Annotated in this window: 20 protein-coding genes, 1 tRNA gene and 1 pseudogene; 13 read left to right on the forward strand and 9 right to left on the reverse strand. The window is 62.0% G+C overall.

Going from position 1 to position 17,476, the window contains the following annotated elements:
- Positions 1–369: 369 nt before the first annotated feature.
- From EOC94_RS21660 to EOC94_RS21670, 3 genes are all read left to right on the forward strand, one after another.
- Positions 370–969: a YdeI/OmpD-associated family protein gene (locus EOC94_RS21660; protein ID WP_127293546.1), complete on the forward strand. Its 600-nt coding sequence runs from the start codon at positions 370–372 to the stop codon at positions 967–969.
- 264 nt (positions 970–1,233) lie between these two features.
- Positions 1,234–2,439: an NAD-dependent formate dehydrogenase gene (locus EOC94_RS21665; RefSeq protein WP_185928302.1), complete on the forward strand. Its 1,206-nt coding sequence runs from the start codon at positions 1,234–1,236 to the stop codon at positions 2,437–2,439.
- A gap of 244 nt (positions 2,440–2,683) precedes the next feature.
- Positions 2,684–4,780, forward strand: a complete 2,097-nt coding sequence (locus EOC94_RS21670) for an EAL domain-containing protein (protein ID WP_127293355.1) — start codon at positions 2,684–2,686, stop codon at positions 4,778–4,780.
- A 143-nt stretch (positions 4,781–4,923) separates the two neighbouring features.
- Here the strand turns inward: EOC94_RS21670 and EOC94_RS21675 are convergent, their stop codons facing one another.
- The 5 genes from EOC94_RS21675 to EOC94_RS21695 all read right to left on the reverse strand — a co-directional run bounded on the left by EOC94_RS21675 (position 4,924) and on the right by EOC94_RS21695 (position 6,329).
- The gene (locus tag EOC94_RS21675; RefSeq protein WP_127293357.1) at positions 4,924–5,109 is read right to left on the reverse strand and encodes a hypothetical protein; all 186 of its coding nucleotides are present in this window, start codon (positions 5,107–5,109) and stop codon (positions 4,924–4,926) included.
- 170 nt (positions 5,110–5,279) lie between these two features.
- Positions 5,280–5,474 (reverse strand): hypothetical protein, encoded by a 195-nt coding sequence (locus tag EOC94_RS21680; protein ID WP_185928303.1) that lies wholly within the window; start codon positions 5,472–5,474, stop codon positions 5,280–5,282.
- Positions 5,475–5,540: 66 nt separating this feature from the next.
- Entirely contained in the window at positions 5,541–5,750 is a 210-nt protein-coding gene (locus EOC94_RS21685) for a hypothetical protein (RefSeq protein ID WP_126105746.1), read from the reverse strand.
- A 156-nt stretch (positions 5,751–5,906) separates the two neighbouring features.
- Positions 5,907–6,089: a DUF3606 domain-containing protein gene (locus EOC94_RS21690; protein ID WP_095482704.1), complete on the reverse strand. Its 183-nt coding sequence runs from the start codon at positions 6,087–6,089 to the stop codon at positions 5,907–5,909.
- Positions 6,090–6,255: 166 nt separating this feature from the next.
- Positions 6,256–6,329: transfer RNA gene (locus EOC94_RS21695), tRNA-Gln, on the reverse strand.
- 126 nt (positions 6,330–6,455) lie between these two features.
- Here EOC94_RS21695 and EOC94_RS21700 point away from each other — a divergent pair.
- Entirely contained in the window at positions 6,456–6,842 is a 387-nt protein-coding gene (locus EOC94_RS21700) for an ester cyclase (RefSeq protein WP_127293359.1), read from the forward strand.
- 64 nt (positions 6,843–6,906) lie between these two features.
- Here the strand turns inward: EOC94_RS21700 and EOC94_RS21705 are convergent, their stop codons facing one another.
- Together EOC94_RS21705 and EOC94_RS21715 are read right to left on the reverse strand one after the other, a co-directional pair.
- Complete coding sequence (locus tag EOC94_RS21705) at positions 6,907–7,422, reverse strand: hypothetical protein (RefSeq protein WP_127293361.1); 516 nt, start codon at positions 7,420–7,422, stop codon at positions 6,907–6,909.
- Positions 7,423–8,147: 725 nt separating this feature from the next.
- Entirely contained in the window at positions 8,148–8,708 is a 561-nt protein-coding gene (locus tag EOC94_RS21715; RefSeq protein WP_126105747.1) for an alpha/beta hydrolase, read from the reverse strand.
- A gap of 111 nt (positions 8,709–8,819) precedes the next feature.
- Here EOC94_RS21715 and EOC94_RS21720 point away from each other — a divergent pair, with 111 nt between their 5' ends.
- Complete coding sequence (locus EOC94_RS21720; RefSeq protein ID WP_127293364.1) at positions 8,820–9,293, forward strand: Lrp/AsnC family transcriptional regulator; 474 nt, start codon at positions 8,820–8,822, stop codon at positions 9,291–9,293.
- Positions 9,294–9,379: 86 nt separating this feature from the next.
- Here EOC94_RS21720 and EOC94_RS21725 read toward each other — a convergent pair whose 3' ends face one another.
- Positions 9,380–9,850: an Lrp/AsnC family transcriptional regulator gene (locus EOC94_RS21725; protein WP_095482700.1), complete on the reverse strand. Its 471-nt coding sequence runs from the start codon at positions 9,848–9,850 to the stop codon at positions 9,380–9,382.
- A gap of 160 nt (positions 9,851–10,010) precedes the next feature.
- Between EOC94_RS21725 and EOC94_RS21730 the strand changes: the two genes are divergently transcribed.
- Together EOC94_RS21730 and EOC94_RS21735 are read left to right on the forward strand one after the other, a co-directional pair.
- On the forward strand, positions 10,011–10,760 hold the full coding sequence (locus EOC94_RS21730; protein ID WP_127293366.1) for a tryptophan 2,3-dioxygenase family protein: 750 nt from the start codon (positions 10,011–10,013) through the stop codon (positions 10,758–10,760).
- Between the two features lie 130 nt (positions 10,761–10,890).
- On the forward strand, positions 10,891–11,325 hold the full coding sequence (locus EOC94_RS21735) for a DoxX family protein (RefSeq protein ID WP_127205324.1): 435 nt from the start codon (positions 10,891–10,893) through the stop codon (positions 11,323–11,325).
- Between the two features lie 45 nt (positions 11,326–11,370).
- Here the strand turns inward: EOC94_RS21735 and EOC94_RS21740 are convergent, their stop codons facing one another.
- Positions 11,371–11,676, reverse strand: a complete 306-nt coding sequence (locus tag EOC94_RS21740) for a hypothetical protein (RefSeq protein ID WP_127293368.1) — start codon at positions 11,674–11,676, stop codon at positions 11,371–11,373.
- A 540-nt stretch (positions 11,677–12,216) separates the two neighbouring features.
- On the opposite strand from EOC94_RS21740, the gene EOC94_RS21745 reads away from it, so the two are divergent.
- The 6 genes and pseudogenes from EOC94_RS21745 to EOC94_RS21775 all read left to right on the forward strand — a co-directional run bounded on the left by EOC94_RS21745 (position 12,217) and on the right by EOC94_RS21775 (position 17,442).
- Positions 12,217–12,615 carry a hypothetical protein gene (locus tag EOC94_RS21745; RefSeq protein WP_127293370.1) on the forward strand — a complete coding sequence of 133 codons (399 nt, stop codon included), beginning with the start codon at positions 12,217–12,219 and terminating at the stop codon, positions 12,613–12,615.
- Between the two features lie 3 nt (positions 12,616–12,618).
- Entirely contained in the window at positions 12,619–13,059 is a 441-nt protein-coding gene (locus tag EOC94_RS34620; protein ID WP_245465620.1) for a hypothetical protein, read from the forward strand.
- Positions 12,977–13,657 (forward strand): annotated as a pseudogene (locus EOC94_RS21755) (terminase family protein); the annotation flags it as partial. The gene EOC94_RS34620 and the pseudogene EOC94_RS21755, both read left to right, overlap by 83 nt.
- Positions 13,658–13,844: 187 nt before the next feature.
- Positions 13,845–14,744 carry a terminase family protein gene (locus EOC94_RS21765; protein ID WP_281032976.1) on the forward strand — a complete coding sequence of 300 codons (900 nt, stop codon included), beginning with the start codon at positions 13,845–13,847 and terminating at the stop codon, positions 14,742–14,744.
- A gap of 541 nt (positions 14,745–15,285) precedes the next feature.
- A complete protein-coding gene (locus EOC94_RS34625) occupies positions 15,286–16,980 on the forward strand; it encodes a hypothetical protein (RefSeq protein ID WP_245465622.1) in 1,695 nt (564 codons plus the stop codon).
- Between the two features lie 234 nt (positions 16,981–17,214).
- Positions 17,215–17,442 carry a hypothetical protein gene (locus tag EOC94_RS21775; protein ID WP_127293374.1) on the forward strand — a complete coding sequence of 76 codons (228 nt, stop codon included), beginning with the start codon at positions 17,215–17,217 and terminating at the stop codon, positions 17,440–17,442.
- Positions 17,443–17,476: the final 34 nt, after the last annotated feature.

The following is a 17,476-nucleotide window of genomic DNA, read 5'->3' on the forward strand; positions in this document are numbered from 1 at the left end:
GGCTACGGCCGCGCCGACGAGGTGTTCACGATTCCCGGGGATTAGGGGCGGCATCTTGAGCCGTCGGTGACGCTGCCGATCTCCCCCTTGTGGGGGAGATGCCCGGCAGGGCAGAGGGGGGCGCGACGGATCGCCAGCGTCTCGTTTCCTCATGACCAACCGAGAATTAACATGGGGCAGTTGCAAAGAGTTGAAGGTCGGCGGGACAGCGCCCCCCTCTGTCCTGCCGGACGTCTCCCCCACACGGGGGGAGATCGACAGCTTCGCTGTCCCGCCAGCCTTGCAACGAGGCCACTGTTGCTTCATTCGATCGGAGTTAGCAGCGACAAGGAAGAAACCGATGACCACCGCAAAAAGGCCAACCCTCTGATGGCGCCGGTCAAGGTCGATCCCGCCAAGGTGCACGAATTCAGCGATGCCGCCAGCTTCTATGCCTGGCTGGGCAAGCACCACGACACCGAGACAGAAGTCTGGATCAAGATCCACAAGGTCGGTTCGGGTCTGCCTTCGATCACACCCAAGCAGGCCATCGACGTCGTTCTGTGCTGGGGCTGGATCGATGCCGTGCGCAAGGGGCTCGACGACAAGAGCTATTTGCAGCGCTACACGCCGCGCGGCAGGAAGAGCACCTGGAGCCAGATCAACGTCGACAACGTTGCCCGGCTGATCGAGCAGGGCCGGATGACCGAGCATGGGCTGAAACAGGTCGAGGCGGCGAAGGCCGACGGCCGCTGGGCGCGCGCCTATGGAAGCGGCAAAGACATGCAGATCCCCGACGATCTGCACGCGGCCATCGATGCCGAGCCCACGGCCAAGGCGATGCTGGCAACGCTCAGCGCGCAGAACCGTTTCGCGCTCGCCTTCCGCATCCACAACATGAAGACCGAAGCCGGGCGCAAGAAGAAGATCGCGGCGTTTGTCGAAATGCTGAAGCGCGGCGAAACGATCTACCCGCAAGGGAAGAAATGAGGGTTTGTGGCCGGCGTCGTGGCCGTCGCTGCGGATCGTCATCGGGTGTACGCTCAAGTCCGACGATGAACGCGGCACTGTTGCCTGCCGCTGGCCTTGAAACCACGTCAGGCTCCTCCATCTAGTTCGCAATAGCGCGCAACTTTCCGAGGAAGCGCCAGGAGTTGCTGGCCTCCGACAAACCAGAGTGGCCGCCCGCTGGTTTTTGGCGGGCAGCCTTAACAATCGAGCGTCTTCCTCGTTAGCAGACGAAGGGAGATCAAAATGGCAAAGGTCGTTTGCGTTCTCTATGACGATCCGGTCGACGGCTACCCGTCAAATTATGCGCGGGATGGGCTGCCGAAGCTCGACCGCTATCCCGGCGGCCAGACGCTTCCCACGCCGAAGGCCATCGACTTCGAACCGGGCGTCCTGCTCGGCAGCGTGTCGGGCGAGCTCGGCCTGAGGCCATTTCTCGAAAGCGCCGGGCACAGCCTGGTCGTGACCTCGGACAAGGACGGTTCCGACAGCGTGTTCGAACGCGAGCTCGGTGACGCCGAAATCGTCATCTCGCAGCCGTTCTGGCCGGCCTATCTGACCAAGGAACGAATAGCCAAGGCAAACCAACTCAAGCTTGCGATCACCGCCGGCATCGGATCCGACCATGTCGATCTGCAGGCCGCGATGGACCGCGGCATCACCGTCGCCGAGGTGACCTACTGCAACTCGATCAGCGTGTCCGAGCATGTGGTGATGATGATCCTGGCGCTGGTGCGAAACTATATCCCGTCCTACCAGTGGGTCATCAAGGGCGGCTGGAATATCGCCGACTGTGTGGCGCGCTCCTACGATGTCGAGGGGATGCAGATCGGAACCGTCGGCGCCGGCCGGATCGGCAGCGCGGTGCTGCGTCGGCTGCGGCCGTTCGACGTCAAGCTGCACTACACCGACCGCCACCGCCTGCCCGAGGCGGTCGAGAAGGACCTTGGCGTCACCTTCCACCCGGACGCCGCAGCCATGGTCGGCATCTGCGACGTGGTGACGATCAATGCCCCCCTGCATCCGGAGACGGAGAACCTGTTTGATGAGGCGATGATCGCCAGGATGAAACGCGGCGCCTATCTGGTGAATACCGCGCGCGGCAAGATCTGCAATCGCGACGCCGTCGCCCGTGCGCTGGAGAGCGGCCAGCTCGCGGGCTATGCCGGCGATGTCTGGTTCCCGCAGCCGGCCCCCAAGGACCATCCGTGGCGATCGATGCCGCATCACGGCATGACGCCGCATATTTCGGGATCGTCGCTCTCGGCGCAGGCGCGCTATGCCGCAGGCACGCGCGAAATCCTGGAATGCTGGTTCGAAAGCCGGCCGATCCGCGAGGACTACCTGATCGTCGATGGCGGCAAGCTGGCCGGTGCCGGCGCGCATTCCTATAGCGCGGGCGACGCCACAAGCGGTTCGGAAGAGGCGGCGCGCTTCAAGGCCAAGGCGTGAGCCAACAGGGCCTGATCCAGGCGGGATCAGGTCTCCGCAGGGGTCGAATGCGGCAGTTCGCGGGTATCGTGTAGGCGATGGGCCGGATGGCCTCCGCATCCCTCGTTGCATCGACCGGCGGGGCCAAAGAAACTGCCAGCCGTGATGTCTCCGAGGGGCCCCTTCGCCCGCTCTTTGCACAGTAACGGTTTCTTCTCTGATTTCGCTGCACATTGGCCGCGACGGAGCGGGCGAAGTCCAGGGCATGGCCGACAGGAAGAATCGCAACGGAGAGTTCTGGGAGCTGGCGCTCGAACGCGCGCATCTTGGCGTCTGGGACTGGGATCTCGCGAGCGGCGACTGTTTCTATTCGGCAATGTGGTTGCAGATGCTTGGCTATGGCGAGGGTGAGCTTGTCGAGACAAGCGATCTCTGGTTGCAGCTGACGCATCCCGACGATCGCGAGCGGGCGGTGGCCAGCGGTGAACGCCACATTGCCGGCCAGACCGATTCCATCGAGACCGAGCTCAGGCTGAAGCACAAATCCGGCCACTGGGTATGGGTACTCGATCGCGGCGGGGTGGTCGAGCGCGATGCCGGAGGCCGGCCGGTCCGGCTGATGGGCGTCCAGACCGACATCACCAAGCAGAAGCAAGCGGAACACGAGCTTGAACAGGTGAATGTGCGCTTTCGGCTGGCATTGGCCGCCAGCGGCACCGGCATCTGGCATCACGACCTCGCCGCACGCAAAAGCTACTGGGACGAGCGCACCAGGGAAATCTTCGGGCTTGTCGCCGACACCGACGAGGTGTCGAGCGACCTCTGGCACAGCTATCTGCATCCGGACGACAGGGACTACGCCGAGCGGGCGCATAAGGTGCCGCTGCAAACCCAGAAGGTCGTTGCCGTGCAATACCGCATCATCAAGCGGGACGGCGAGGTCCGACATATAGAATCGCTGATACGGTTCATCGCCGACGCTCAATCGTCGGGTCAGATCCTGGGCACGGTGCGCGACATCACCGAGGCCAAGCAACGCGAGCAGGAGCTTGCCCACGCGGCCGATCACGACGCGCTGACCGGCCTTTTGAACCGCGCCGCATTCGACCGGCTGCTGGCCCAGCATATCGCAACGGCGCGCCCGCTCGCGGTCTTCTACGTCGATCTCGACTACTTCAAGGCCTTGAACGACTTCGCCGGCCACGCCGCCGGCGACCTCGCGCTGAAGAGCGTCGCCGAGGGCATTCTGGGCTGCCTGCCGCCGTCGGTGCATGCCGCGCGCCTCGGCGGCGACGAGTTCGCGCTGCTGGTGCCTGATTGCGACGCAGCCCAAGCCGAGCGTATCGCCGGCGCCGTTCTCGCTGCGATTCGCGACGCCGATCTCGGCTCGACGGCGACGTCGCGCAAGCTCGCGGCCAGCATCGGCATCGCCTTTATCGCCGATGCGAATACCGCGGTGGCCGACGCGCTCGCCTGCGCCGACGACGCCTGCTATGCGGCCAAAGCTGCCGGGCGCAATCGCTTCGCGGTGTTCTCCCCTGAGACAACATCCGGTTCCGGCGGCCTCAATGCGGCACGGCTGGCGGCCGACACCGTCGATGCCATGGAGGACGGAAGGCTGAAACTGTTCGGCCAGGAAATCCATCGGCTCGGAAAACCCTGGGATGAGAACCGCCATGTCGAGGTCCTTGCGCGGCTCGTCGGGCGCAACGGGCGGCTGATTCCACCGGACGAGTTCATCCCGGCGGCGGAGCGGTTCGGCATCGCCTCGCGGCTCGACCGCTGGATCATCAGGACGGCGCTCTCGCTTCATGGTCCGGCGCTGAAGTCAGGGGCGCTGACGCTCGGCTTCAACCTGTCGGCGCAGACGCTGAGCGACCCGCAGCTTTGGGATTTCGTCGACGCCGTTATCGATGAGACCGGGGCGCCGCATTCCGGCATCGGCTTCGAGATCACGGAGACCGCCGCGGTCACCAATTTCACTGCTGCCGAACAGTTCGTCCGCAAGGCGCGCGAGCGGCGCTGCCGCGTCAGCCTCGACGATTTCGGGGCGGGCATGAGCTCGTTCGAATATCTCCGGCGCTTTCCCATCGATGCGATCAAGATCGACGGGTCCTTCATCGAGCATATTGCGGAGAGCCGCTTCGACCGCGAAATCGTCTCGGCCATATCGGGGATCGCCAAAAGCCTCGGCTGCTCCGTGGTGGCGGAGAAGATCGAAGAGCAGGACGCGCTCGACATCCTCAGGGATATGGGCGTTGCCTTCGGCCAGGGATTTCTGCTGCACCGGCCGGAGCCGCTGCAAGCGATCGTGGCGCGAGCGAGCGCGCAAGCGGCTTTGCCGGTAGGACGGCAAGCGTAGGACTCTATCCAGGGCTGATGGGTCGAGCCGGTGGGACGGAACGCGGCCTCCGCTCAATGCTGCGCGTGTTCGTCGTGCCGCTTGAGGGGGCGGCTGCGCCTCCCTGGCCGATGCCTTACCGCCCACTGCGCCGCCTCGTGGGGCTAATTCTTCCGCTTGGCGGTGGACGGCATCGTCATGCTCACCCAGCCCTGGGCCTCGCGCATGATCTTCAGCGCTTCATCCCGCGTCAGGCCGCACTTGCGGGCAAAATAGGTCGCCTCATAGGCTTCCGCCGAAGAGACCGCGGAAATGCTGGACGGTTCCAGTTTTGACTTCTTCTTGGCCATGCCGGCTCGCCGACTGTGAATCGATTAGTCAGCTAATATAGCACCTTTGTTTGTCAAGGCAAAATCCCGGTCCCGCGGGTGAATGGCGAGCGGGCAGGGTGCGCGACATCTGCCTGCCGTGCCAATACGCCATCCGCAGCCAAAGGCAGCGTTCCGCGGGGGAGAGAGATTTATCCAGCAGCCGCTCGGGCCCGGCGCTGTTCGGCCTTCTCATCACCTGAAAGGTGATAAGGCTGGATAAGCACTTCCGCTGGAATGTGCCAATTCTTGTGGATCTGGTGCACCATATCCATCGTCAGCAAGCGCTTCCTGTTCAAGATTTCCGAGGCCCGCGAAGCCGAGCCGATGACTTCGGCAAGGGCCACCTGCTTCTACAGATCGATGGATTCAGTTCGGAGCGCCAGCCGCCTCAGCGCTGTGCGGCGCAACCATCAGGACGCGCGGCTCTGCCGGGCATAGATGGCGTCTGTCTCGGAGGCTGTCTCGTTCAAGAGGCGGCAAAGCGAAGCGGCCTCGTCGTGACGCAGGCCGATCAGCGCAAGCGCCGAAAACTGGGCCGGAAGATCGCGCCTGGCGTCCCACACCATCCATCGGCCGTTTGGCTCCATGACACATTCAAAGCGCAATGCACGGTCCGACATCCGACCTCCCAACGATTCCCCGTTGGGTGGTATCGCGTCAAAGTAAACGAGTTATTGAAACCTGGCGTTGAATCCGGTCGATAGCGCCGGCAGGCCGGAAACAAGCGGCATGGTCAAGCCGCGGTGATGATCCAGGTCGACGCCGCCGGGTACAGATCAGGCATTGCGGCTCGCCATATGCGCATCGAGCTTCTTCCTCGAAGGCCCGTACCGTTTGATGATCGTCGCGGCCTCGCTCGGCGGTATGCCGTATTTCTTGGCAAAGGCGGCGACTTCGTAAGGCTGCTCGCTGGAAGCCAGCTTGCGATCCTGCTTGGTCTTGGATTTGTCGTCGGCCATGTCGTCCTCCGTCACATGTGGTCTTTATAGGGCTCCTTGGTCCGACCGACCATCCTTGCCGTTGGGAAAAGGACGGGACGCCGGCCTCGTCCTGGCATTGTTGGCGCGTTGCAGCGATCTGATCGGATCAAGACTGATCGGCTGCCCGGCACGGGCGGTCCGATGCTGGTTCCCGCTCATGGGCTCGAACCACGATTCACGCCTTCAAAGGGCGCTGTCCTACCATTAGACGAAGCGGGAATAGAGGAAGTGGACGCTGTCTAGCACTTTCTCATCCGCGCATGAAGCCGCTTCATGCAGTCATCTGCTTGAGCATGTGAGACACTGCCTTTTCAGCAGGGCCTTGTAGAGATAGGAGCAATCGCCGTGATTAAAACCGACCTCCGCGACGTCTACCGAGACTACATTGCCTGCCTGAATAAGCAGGACTGGCCGAAGCTGGGACAGTTCGTCGATGATGAGGTGATCCACAACGGCCGGCGGCTCGGCTTGTCAGGCTATCGCGAAATGCTGGAGAGAGACTTTGATGAAATTCCGGACCTTTATTTCAATGTCCAGATGCTGATTTCCGAACCGCCTTATATAGCGAGCCGACTAGGCTTCGACTGTACGCCGAAAGGAACGTTCCTTGGTCTCCCTTTAGGCGGGAGGAAAGTTTCCTTCGCCGAGAACGTGATCTATGAATTTCGCGACGAAAAGATCGTTCAAGTATGGTCTGTCATAGACAAGACGGCCATCGAAGCTCAGCTTTAGCGCGAGATTATCGCGTGTATAGTCTCAAGGCAGTCTTAACCTTGCTGGATTAATGGCCCTGAGCCTAGACGCGGGTTATCGCGAACAGCCACGCCAAAAGTTCCAGCAACAATAGAAACAGGGCAAGCTGTAGCGACATGCGCAGGCGTTGAATGATCCGCCAATTGTTGGCCATGTCGGTTTTAATGCGGAGCGCAAGCGCGCGGTGCATCACATCCATGGATACGGAAGGGTTTTGATCGACAAAGTCCTGGAGCAACTTCTCTGGATCGAAGCGGAACGTATAGGCGTAGTAGGGCCACAACATGATGACGACCAGCAGCCCGATCAGAAAAAGCAGCGCCAGCGCCAGCCAGTCCCACGGCCCGAGCCCATCCAAGAGAGCTCTGCCGCCGAGGAGAGAACTCACGAACGCGGTTGCAAAGATCAGATTGCCAGCGCGCGTATTGAGGCTCTCCACCACGTTCTGCTGGTGTTGGAGCCCACGCACCGCCTCCGCATAAACAAAGGCCAGACGAGGGTCAGGTGCCGCAGCGGGCTGGGAATGGCTTTCTCCCGCTGATGAAGGATGCTCGGGCATGAGTGCCGTCCCGCGTTCCGATATGAACAACGATATGAACAATGGCAGCTGCCTGTCTACCGCCCATCAAGTCTACCGGGTGTCAAGTCTATCGCCTGTCAGGACCGCCGGCCTTGACGCCTGAACACTTTGCCCCAGATTACCCGGCGGAGTTTCAGATATGCGATACGACTGGCAGGGGCCGCCCAGATTCCTGGAACGGCATTTCGGCATTGTTATTGCAATTGGCCTGGTCGCAGGGCTGTCGGTCCTGGCCGCGCTGGGCTACACGCCTTAAAGTCTCGGATTCGGCGCCCAAATCCCTAATGTAAGCGAAAAGTAACGGTGCGACGCAACCAGACGGGCGCCACGTGCATTTCAATGCATGACGACGATGTTTCGCCCCGATATCCCGGCAAAATGCTGCGCCTATTGCGGCGGGCGCGATCATGGCTACGAGGACTGCCCGAAGCGGAAAGCTGACGCCGAACAGCGGAGAGCGGGGCGCCCCGCCGCACTCGGCGGACAGAGCGCTTCAGCCTCGTCGCCTTGCGCGAATCATCGTTCATACGCGTCTGCCAGCCCGGGCCTTGCGCACCTAGAGCAATTCCAGGAAAAGTGTGAAGCGGTTTTCCGTCCGGAATTGCGCAAAAACAAAGAGATAGAGCGGTTCGGCGTTTCCGTGAAACGATGAACCGCTCCAGGCCGGCTGCGGTCTTAAGAGGTGGTCCGCCGGATCGCTCGCCTTAGCGAAGCAAGCCTTGGCCGCCTCGTTCCGTCTGTTCCACGAAGGCCCGTAGCAGTTCCATTCCTGTTGGCCATTCGCCGAGGCCACTGTCGCCATTGATGTGGCCGAACGGTCCGGCGACATGCAGCTCGCTGCCCCATTGGCCGGCTTTGGCCCTGACAGAGTCCAGCGAGCCATAGGGATCGTTGGTGCTGGCAACGACCAGCGAGGGAAAGCGAAGCCGCTGCTGCGGGCTGCCGGCAAAGCGGTGCGCGACAGAGGGAAAGGCTGACGCCGCCGGATCTGGAACCGCGACCAGGAATGCACCGCTGACGTCGCGGCCCGAGATGTGCTGCCAGTGCGCGACCAGCAGGCAGCCGAGGCTGTGAGCCACGAGCACGGGCGGTGTCTTGGCCTCGGACACCGCAGTTTCCAAGGCAGCGACCCAGTCGTCGAAATCGGGCAGGTCCCAGCTCGCCGGCGTGAACCGCCGCATGGCCGGGTTCACCCGCTGCCAGCGGGTCTGCCAATGGGCCTCGCCCGACCCGCCAATGCCCGGCACGATGATGAAGTCAGTCATGGGAATCCTTGTTTCTCCTGGACGCTCGCCCGGATTCTAGGTCTTTCCCTGGCCGGTGGAATGAGAGATCATCGGAAAACAGCGGCGAATTCCGATGGATTGAAGGTTTCCATGCAGAACGGCATTTATCGTCCAAAACTTGATCCCACCGATGTGGCGATCATCGAAGCCCTGCAGGAGGACGGCCGGATCGGCATTTCGGAGCTCGGCCGGCGCGTCGGCCTGTCCCAGCCTGCCACCTCGGAACGGGTCAAGCGGCTGGAGGAGCGCGGCATCGTCGCCGGTTACAAAGCGGTGATCGATCCGGCGGCGCTGGGGCTCGGCACCATGGCCGTCATCCGCCTGCGCACCACGCATGAGCACATCCAGGCCTGCCTGAAGAAATTCGCGGGATTGCCTGAGGTGATCGAAGTGCTGCGGGTGACCGGCGAGGATTGCTTTCTTCTGAAAGTCGTCGTCCCGTCGCCGCCCGACCTTGAAAGCATCGTCGATGCTATCGGCCGCTATGGCGCGGTGACGACAAATGTGGTGCTGCGCGCCGAGCAACCGAAACGGCTGGGGCGGGAGCTGATGACGAGGCCGTGACCGAAGCGCTGCCATCCGACAGACCTCCGAAAAAGGAGTGCTGGACGGATTTCATTAGGGCAGGCGGCCTCCGCGCTGTCGAGCGTCTATCGCTTCTGCGTATGCCCAACGGCATTGGCGAAAGAAATGCCACCCTTGATCTCGCGCATGGCCATCGAGGTGATCGTCCGCCGCACGCCGGGCAGGCGGCTGAGCTCGACGCGCAGCATCCTGTCCAGCGCCATCATGTCGACCGTCACGATTTGCAGGAGATAGTCGGCTTCGCCTGTCGTGGCGTGGCAGCGCCGGATCAGCGGATGTGCCTGGACTGCGGCCTCGAAGGCTTCGGAAAGCTCGAAATCGATCGACACTTGGATGAAGGCTTCGATGCCGAAGCCGAGCTTGGCCGGGTCGATCCGCGTCGAGTAACCGCGGATGATGCCGGCGTCCTCCAGCGCCTTGACCCGCTTCCAGCACGGCGTCTTGCTCAAGCCGACCTCGTCGGCAAGCGCCGCGAAGGAGATTCGCGCGTCGCGCTCCAGTGCCGCGACGATCTTCCGGTCGAGGGCATCCAGCACAAATCGTTCTCCAAAATCGCTTCATGAACGGGCATTCGTCCTTCATTTCCTGTATTTGGATAACAAAAAGGAACAATGTTCAAGCCAAAAGCGCTTATCCTTCAAGCTCGGACCGAACAGATGCCCTGAGCCCTATGGGCCGGGCAAAGGAGCAGCTGCCATGCACAAGCCGGACTATTATGCCCGCATCGAAGCGCCCGAAATGCGCGATTACGGCGTCTACCTCAAATGCGACAAGCTTCTCGCCTGCCAGAAGCCGCTGGCCGAGATGGTCAATGCCGACGAGCTGCAGTTCCAGATCGTGCACCAGGTCGAGGAGCTGTGGATGAAGCTCATCACCTACACGCTGGTCGATGTCGTCGACTTCCTCGAGCAGCAGAACACGCATCGCATCGTCACGCTGATGGGGCGCGTGCATCGGCTGATGCGCATGATGACGGCGCAGCTCGACCTGCTCGAAACCATGTCGCCCAAGGAATACCAAGAGATTCGGCTGCAGCTCGGCAATGGCAGCGGCCAGGAATCACCGGGCTTCAAGCTCCTGCTGCGCATGCCGCCGGACCTGTGGCGGGCCTTCAAGGCGTCCTATCTCGATGGCCGCGGGCTCTCGGTCGAGGATGTCTATGACGCGCAGTATGATCATGGCGACAGCTATGTCGTCGCCGAGGCGCTGATCGAATTCGACGAGCTGTTCCAAAAATTCCGCGCCAACCATCTCTACCTCATCCACCGCTCGATCGGGCTGGGCGCGAAATCGCTGAAGGGCCGGCCGGTCGAACTGCTTGAGGCCGGCGCCCGCCACCGCTTCTTCCCGGAGCTGTGGGATGTCCGCTGCGAGATGACCGACCGCTGGGGCAGCCAGTACGGCACAGTGCGGGATTCGATCAGCCACCACCACGCGGCCGAGTAGATCCAGGAACCCAGTCTTGCGGCGGCCTGGCCACTTGTGCTGTCCCAGCCAGGTTCTCAGGGGACGATGTCGGGTTTGCGGCTGGTGTATCGTCCTTGGGGCGAAACCCGTCGCAACCCTGGAGGACATCATGTCGTTGGAAACCGCTCAATCACCCGTTCAATCACCGTGGCAAACCACCGCAATCCTCATCGGCCGGCTGATCTTCGCGGCCGTCTTCCTCATGGCGGTGACTTTCAAATTCACCGACATGGGCGGCACAGCGGGCTATATCGCCGCTGCCGGATTTCCGTTCCCGCTGTTTCTGGCCTGGTGCGCGGCCCTGCTCGAAGTCGTCCTCGTGCTGTGCTTCCTGACCGGTGCCTTCTTTTCACAGGCCGCTCTTGTCGCCGCCGCCTATGTGCTGTTCCTCGCCTTTGCCTTCCACGGGCCGTCGCACTGGGCCGGCAACCAGGCCGAGTTCGGCTTCTTCGTCGACCATTTCACCTTCGTGGCCGGACTGCTGTTTGCCGCCGTGCATGGGCCTGGCGGCGTGCTGACCTGGAAGCCTGGATCGGCGAGCTGATCGCGAACCTTCGGTCGACCTGCCATCTTTGATGTGGGGAGGGCGTCACATCTGGTCGTTGTAGGGTTCCTTCATCTGGCCGACCATGCGCGCCAGTTTCGAGAATGACGGCATATCCGCCTCCGGCTGACACTGATTGGCCAGTTCCAGCAGCCGGATCGGGAAGTTGACGGCATCGCGGCTCGACGCCGACATGCCTTCCGACCGTTCTTCGCTGGTCTCGCTGGCTTCGGCTTTGCGCAAGGCGATGTCTATCTCCTCGACCGAGAGCACGCCCTTGCGGACAAGGACCTGGTTGATCGATGCGACGGCCATCAGCAGGCCTTCGAGTTGCAGATTGGCGACATTCATGGCTGGTTGCTCCCATTGGCTAAGCCCCAAACGCGCGAACGCCGGTTCCGATCCCGGCATGGCGGTATGGAGATCGGGCGCTTCGCAGGCATTCGTGCGCGAGAGTCGCTCGGTCCAGGAATTTTTTCCTCGAATCGACCGCTCCACCATTGACTTCGTGCCGGCAGCTATGCTATACATTCAGGCATGGTGCTGATTTGCGCCAACGACCCGCCCCCGAGGCGGGTTTTTTGTTTCAAGCCCTTTCGAACGTATGCTGCCTGTGTTGCTGATATCAAATGTCGGCGGTACAGCGCCCCCCTCTGTCCTGTCGGACTCTCCCCCACAAGGAGGGAGATCGGCTGTCACCTCGGCGTTCGCCAATCACCGGCATTGCAGGAATAGCGACTGCGCTCTAGCTGCCGATCTCCCCCCAAGTTGTGGGAGAGATGTCCGGCAGGACAAAAGGGGGCGCGAAGGAACGCGACGCGTGTGGTCGTCGGTCACGAACCTTCGTCAAAGTATCTCGGTCAACGCACACCACGCTCGCCAGAGAACCCCATGTCCAACCGTTACGCCACCATCATCGCCGACGATGACGGCCGCGAGGTCGTTAGCGCCATTGGCCAGTTCGAGGGCGCCGCACCTGTGCGCCACGGCCAATTCGAGCCGGTTGCGGCCGGTGTACGGATCGGCATGGTCAGGGGCGGTCCCGTCGATGCGGCCGGTGGCTTTGGCTTTCCCTTGGCGGGCGTCAGCGACAATGCCGTGAGTGTCGTCAGGGCGGCGCTCAAAGCCCAGATAGGCTCCGGCAAGGCGAAGCCCGAAGCGGCAAGCCGGCCGCGGAAACCAAAGGCAAAGCGCGCCGGCAAGCGGGCGAAGTCCCGCAAGCGACCCACGCCGGCAGTCAAGAAAGCGGCGAAGCCCGAGATCGCGGCGCTCGCCGGGGCTGCGGGGTAGGGCATGGCCGAGGATACTTTCGACGACGAACCGTCTGGCGTGACGGAACCCAGGTCCTCCAGCCGGTCAAAGCGGACGAAAAAGACGCTGGCCGATGGTTTTCTGGAAGCGATCCGTGCCGATTTCCGGGCGCATGGCGCCGGCGTCATCGCCGAGGTTCGCACCGAAAAGCCCGACCAGTATCTAAAGATCGTGCTGTCGGTGCTGCCCAAGGATCTGCATCTCAACATCAACAGTCTGGAAGCATTGAGCGATGACGAAATCAGGCAGCGCATCCGCGGCCTCGAAGCCGTCCTCCGGCCATTTCTCGCAAAACCGGGCCTCGCAAAACCGGGCCTTGCAAAGCCTGGCCTCGCCAAGCCTGGTCACGCAAAGCCGGGCCTCGACGGCAAAGACCGAGTATCTGAGCCTGCTGAGGGAATTGGACCGCAGACGCCGCGCTAATCAGCTTGCCGCGTACCGGCCCTATCCAAAACAGGCCGAGTTCCATGCAGCGGGCGCGACCAGCCGCGAGCGGCTGTTCATGGCCGGCAACCAGCTCGGCAAGACAAGGGCCGGCGGCGCCGAATGGGCGATGCACCTCACCGGCCGTTATCCCGAGTGGTGGCAAGGCAAGGTTTTCGACACGCCGGTGCGGTTTTGGGCGGCCGGCGTCACCGCCGAGGGCACGCGCGACAACCCGCAACGCATCCTGATCGGCCCGCCGCAGCAGCCGGCCGCGTGGGGCACCGGCATGATCCCGGCCGACGCCATTGTCAGCACCATCATGGGGCGCGGCGCGCCGCATGGGCTCGACAGCGTCGTGGTCCGCCATGGCGGTGGCGGCGATGTCCAGGCCGATGAATCGGTGCTGTCGTTCAAGAGTTTTGAGAAGGGCCGCGAGAAGTGGCAGGGCGAAACACTGCACGGCGTCTGGTTCGACGAGGAGCCGCCGCTCGACATCTATTCCGAAGGCCTGACCCGCACCAACGCGACGGGCGGCATCACCATCGTCACCTTCACGCCGCTGCTCGGCATGTCGGAGGTGGTGTTGTTGTTTTTGTCGGCGGAGGAAGTGGAGGGAATGGGGCGGTGAGGTGGTTTTAGGGAAGGAAGCATTCGCTTCCGCTCACCCGTTGCGTTCCTGCGCGCCCCCCTCTGTCCTGCCGGACATCTCCCCCACGAGGGGGGAGATTGGCAGTTTCCGCGTCCCGCTTGCCTGCAACCGTTGGAGATTGGCGAAAACCAGGATGACATCCGATCTCCCCCCAAGTGGGGGAGATGTCCGGCAGGACAGAGGGGGGCGCTGTCCCGCCAGCGCGAAAAAGATCTCGCCCAAACAACACCATACGTCCGACGACTGCCAAAACGATTCAAGCCGGAAAGCCGCACAAATGACCCGCCACGTCACCTTCATGACCATCGACGATGCCGAGCATTACACGCCGCAGCAACGCGCCGAGATCATATCAGCCTATCCAGCTCATGAGCGCGAGGCGCGGGCCAAGGGCATTCCGGTGCTGGGCTCCGGCCGTATCTTTCCGGTGGCGGAAGAACTGATCGTCTGCGAGCCGTTCCGGCTGCCGCGTTATTGGCCGCGGCTCGGCGCGCTGGATTTCGGCTGGGACCATCCCTCGGCCGCTGTCGAGCTCGCCTGGGATACGGAGGCCGATGTCGTCTATGTCTCGAAAGCCTGCCGCGCGTCGCAGCAGACGCCCGCCATGCAGGCGCTGACGCTCAAACCCTGGGGCGAATGGCTGCCTTGGGCCTGGCCGCGCGACGGCCGCCGCGAGACGCTGGAAGGGGCGGGCGTTGCGCTGGCCAAACAATATGCCGCGCACGGGCTGAACATGCTTTCCAGCCATGCGCAGTTCGCCGACGGCTCCGTCTCGGTCGAAGCCGGGCTGATGGAAATGCTCGACCGCATGCAATCCGGCCGCTTCAAGGTGTTCTCGACGCTTTTGCCCTGGTTCGAGGAGTTTCGGCTCTATCACCGCAAGGACGGGCAAGTGGTGAAGCTACGCGACGATTTGATGGCGGCGACCCGCTACGGCGTGATGATGCTGAGGGAAGCGGTGGTCGACCCGGCGGAGTTCAGGACGTTGCGGAAAAGCGGTAAGATTTCCGACCCGCTGGAAGATTATCGGTGATCTTCTCCAACACATCCTCTTCTAACACGTCAACAAGTCCCCCAAAGCAGGGGGGCCGTTAGCATACGTGCTCGTGAATGTGCTGATTAACTAGCGGTTTAATTAATGTGTAAAGTTTGAAATAACTTTCATCTAGATTGGCGTGCCGCCCCACTCTAGACCCACCCGACTTCGACCGGGGGTGCGTTTGTCTGGAGCGTCGACGGCTGATGGTTCGTGCGCCATATCGCGCTGGGCTCCTGGTCGCCGACGGCATGGGGTTCCGCCTGTCTCCCCGGTGCTGGCCGCACCGATATCCATGATGCCGCAAAACTCCGAAACCTGTGAGGCGGGGCGGACGACGCTGCATTGTTTCGACGGAATTCACGGGGCTTCTGGCGGCGGGGATCCGCAACGCCGGCAACTCCGCCGTCTCTCCAATAATCGTCGATCCGACAAAGCCCGCGAATGCGGCGGCCGGCATGCAATGCGATCAGCCATGCCGTGATCTCCCGCAGAGCGACCCCTTTTGTTCAGAGCCAGTTGGGCAGGAAACAATTAGATGGCGACCATACCTCTCCAACTGGCGCAGCGCCGGCTCGATACCGGCAACGTGGTGCGATATCCGCAGGGATCGCCAATCGGCGGCGCCATGCAAGACCTGGGCGGCGAGCTTTCGGCCGTCTCCGAGCGCTTTCAACAGCGCAAAGAGCAGCAGGAGGCGTTCGACGCCGAAATTGCCCGCCGCAAGATGATGGACCAGATCGCCCAAGCCGAGGCCGATGTGGCGGGCAATGCAGCGCCCGATGGTGCCGGCCTGCATGACGCCATGTACGGCCAAGTCGATCCGCGCAGCAGCCAAGTGGTGAAGCCCGGCCTGTTCGACACGCTGTTCGACGATGCCCTGCCGAAAATACCCGAAAGCCAACGTGCCAATTTCGCCAGGCAAAAGGAGACAATCCGCGCGATGGGTTCCGAGCGCATGGCGGCGCGGCAGCAGGCGCGCCGCGACGAGTACGAGCAGGACCAGTGGACCAAGGTCGAGAATATCTCCACCAACTCCATCGCACGGAGCGACCCTAACGATACCGCGAACTTCGAGGCGATCCGACAGCACGGCCTCGACCTGATCGCCAAGATCGGCAACCCGGTTGCCAGGCAAGCGGCGGAAGTTGCCTGGCGGAGCAACACGGCCAAGGCGTTGATGCTGGCGACGATCGGCCTGGACCCGAAACGCGCCGCCGAAATGCTCGGTGCGACACAAGCCGGCGATAGGACCAAGGACGATACCGCCGCGGTTGGTGGCGAGCCGAGGCAAGACACTGCAAGCCCATCGGGCTCGAAGGGCGACCGCGTCGGACAGCTAACCCCGGAAGAGCGAACAGCGCAGGCGTTTCAAGACGACATTGCGCCCGAAGACCGGCCGGCCTTGGTCCGGCTGGCCCTCGCCGTCGATGCGGCACGACAGGTAGATACACGCGCCAATATCAGTCTTGCCGAACAGAATGCACCTGAAGCCATCAAGGATACCGGAGCCTATGACGGTCCGCTTCCCACTCCCGAGCAGTTCGTCAATGTTCATGGCGCGACGGAAGGCGACAGGCGCTTTCAGCTATTCAACCGGGCGGTCAATGTCAGCCGTCAATTCCACGACATGCGTGATGTGCCCAACAACGCAATAGACGCTATGGTCAACGACGCCAACACTAAGGCGGCCCGCGCAACGCCGGAGGAGGGCAAAGCGCGACACGACGCCATCGCCGCGGCCGCCAATCTGACGTTCAAAGCAAGGCAAGGCGATCCGGGCGGATATGTTCGCAGGGCTTTCGCGAAGCTCGATGCTGCCTGGAATAATCTGTCGAAGCTGGAAGACTATCAAGTGGCAATCGTCGGCTCCATCGCAGCCCAGCAGCAGATGGGCTTTAAGACCATACAACCGCTGCCGAATTCCGTGGCGGAACGGGTTGTCGACACGCTCCGAGATCAGAATCGACCTCCACAGGACCAGGACGCGGTTTTGCGCAATGTGCTCATCGCGACGCCTCGTGAGCAACGCCGGGCAGTGCTCGATCATTTGCTTCGAACCAGCGTATCCAAGGTTGCCGACAATACGGCCGACAGGTCGCTTCGGGCGGCAGTGGTTGATCCCATGGGTCTGCTCGACCTCGCCAATACTCCCTTGGGAGATGGCCACTCGGAACAGCATTGGGAATCCGACCACCCGATAAGCCATGATCAGGATGGCGACCAGGCATAAAGCTGGTCCGATTGGTTCAACAGGAAGATTCCTACCTATGGCATTTACGGCGGGCCTGGCTGGACTGGCGGTACTCGGGGTGGTGGTTTTGACCTACCACCTTTTGATATTCAGGACGGATTCTATAAGCAACATGACGGGGACTATCGCGACGCGAAAACGCCGGGCGATGTAATCGCGGCCGATAGGAAACTTGTAGCGTCTTTGAAAACATACCTCGACAATGAGGATTACATGAAAGATCCGGCCTTAAAGACCGACGAAGAGCGCAACGAGGCGTCAACATATGCTTCGCGCGCAATGAAACTTTTCCAAGGTAAAATTGCTGGAGAGATGGCGCTCCATATACCGAGCGCCATAGAGATTTCGGCTCGCGATGATGCGCAAAGGGCTTACGATGACGCACAATCAGCCGTTGGACAGGCGCAATTTGGAAGTAGGATGTCATTTGGCAATTGGTAACGATCTGGATAAGCTCAGCACCCATCGTCATATA

It is taken from the genome of Mesorhizobium sp. M6A.T.Ce.TU.016.01.1.1 (genome assembly GCF_003997065.1).
Classification (GTDB): domain Bacteria; phylum Pseudomonadota; class Alphaproteobacteria; order Rhizobiales; family Rhizobiaceae; genus Mesorhizobium; species Mesorhizobium mediterraneum.

Excerpts from the sequence above, each read along its gene's own strand:
- EOC94_RS21660 (WP_127293546.1), top strand. The coding sequence starts at position 370 with ATGGCGCCGGTCAAGGTCGATCCCGCCAAGGTGCACGAATTCAGCGAT.
- EOC94_RS21665 (WP_185928302.1), top strand. The coding sequence starts at position 1,234 with ATGGCAAAGGTCGTTTGCGTTCTCTATGACGATCCGGTCGACGGCTAC.
- EOC94_RS21670 (WP_127293355.1), top strand. The coding sequence starts at position 2,684 with ATGGCCGACAGGAAGAATCGCAACGGAGAGTTCTGGGAGCTGGCGCTC.
- EOC94_RS21675 (WP_127293357.1), bottom strand. The coding sequence starts at position 5,109 with ATGGCCAAGAAGAAGTCAAAACTGGAACCGTCCAGCATTTCCGCGGTC.
- EOC94_RS21685 (WP_126105746.1), bottom strand. The coding sequence starts at position 5,750 with ATGTCGGACCGTGCATTGCGCTTTGAATGTGTCATGGAGCCAAACGGC.
- EOC94_RS21690 (WP_095482704.1), bottom strand. The coding sequence starts at position 6,089 with ATGGCCGACGACAAATCCAAGACCAAGCAGGATCGCAAGCTGGCTTCC.
- EOC94_RS21705 (WP_127293361.1), bottom strand. The coding sequence starts at position 7,422 with ATGCCCGAGCATCCTTCATCAGCGGGAGAAAGCCATTCCCAGCCCGCT.
- EOC94_RS21715 (WP_126105747.1), bottom strand. The coding sequence starts at position 8,708 with ATGACTGACTTCATCATCGTGCCGGGCATTGGCGGGTCGGGCGAGGCC.
- EOC94_RS21720 (WP_127293364.1), top strand. The coding sequence starts at position 8,820 with ATGCAGAACGGCATTTATCGTCCAAAACTTGATCCCACCGATGTGGCG.
- EOC94_RS21730 (WP_127293366.1), top strand. The coding sequence starts at position 10,011 with ATGCACAAGCCGGACTATTATGCCCGCATCGAAGCGCCCGAAATGCGC.
- EOC94_RS21735 (WP_127205324.1), top strand. The coding sequence starts at position 10,891 with ATGTCGTTGGAAACCGCTCAATCACCCGTTCAATCACCGTGGCAAACC.
- EOC94_RS21740 (WP_127293368.1), bottom strand. The coding sequence starts at position 11,676 with ATGAATGTCGCCAATCTGCAACTCGAAGGCCTGCTGATGGCCGTCGCA.
- EOC94_RS21745 (WP_127293370.1), top strand. The coding sequence starts at position 12,217 with ATGTCCAACCGTTACGCCACCATCATCGCCGACGATGACGGCCGCGAG.
- EOC94_RS34620 (WP_245465620.1), top strand. The coding sequence starts at position 12,619 with ATGGCCGAGGATACTTTCGACGACGAACCGTCTGGCGTGACGGAACCC.
- EOC94_RS21765 (WP_281032976.1), top strand. The coding sequence starts at position 13,845 with ATGACATCCGATCTCCCCCCAAGTGGGGGAGATGTCCGGCAGGACAGA.
- EOC94_RS34625 (WP_245465622.1), top strand. The coding sequence starts at position 15,286 with ATGGCGACCATACCTCTCCAACTGGCGCAGCGCCGGCTCGATACCGGC.
- EOC94_RS21775 (WP_127293374.1), top strand. The coding sequence starts at position 17,215 with ATGAAAGATCCGGCCTTAAAGACCGACGAAGAGCGCAACGAGGCGTCA.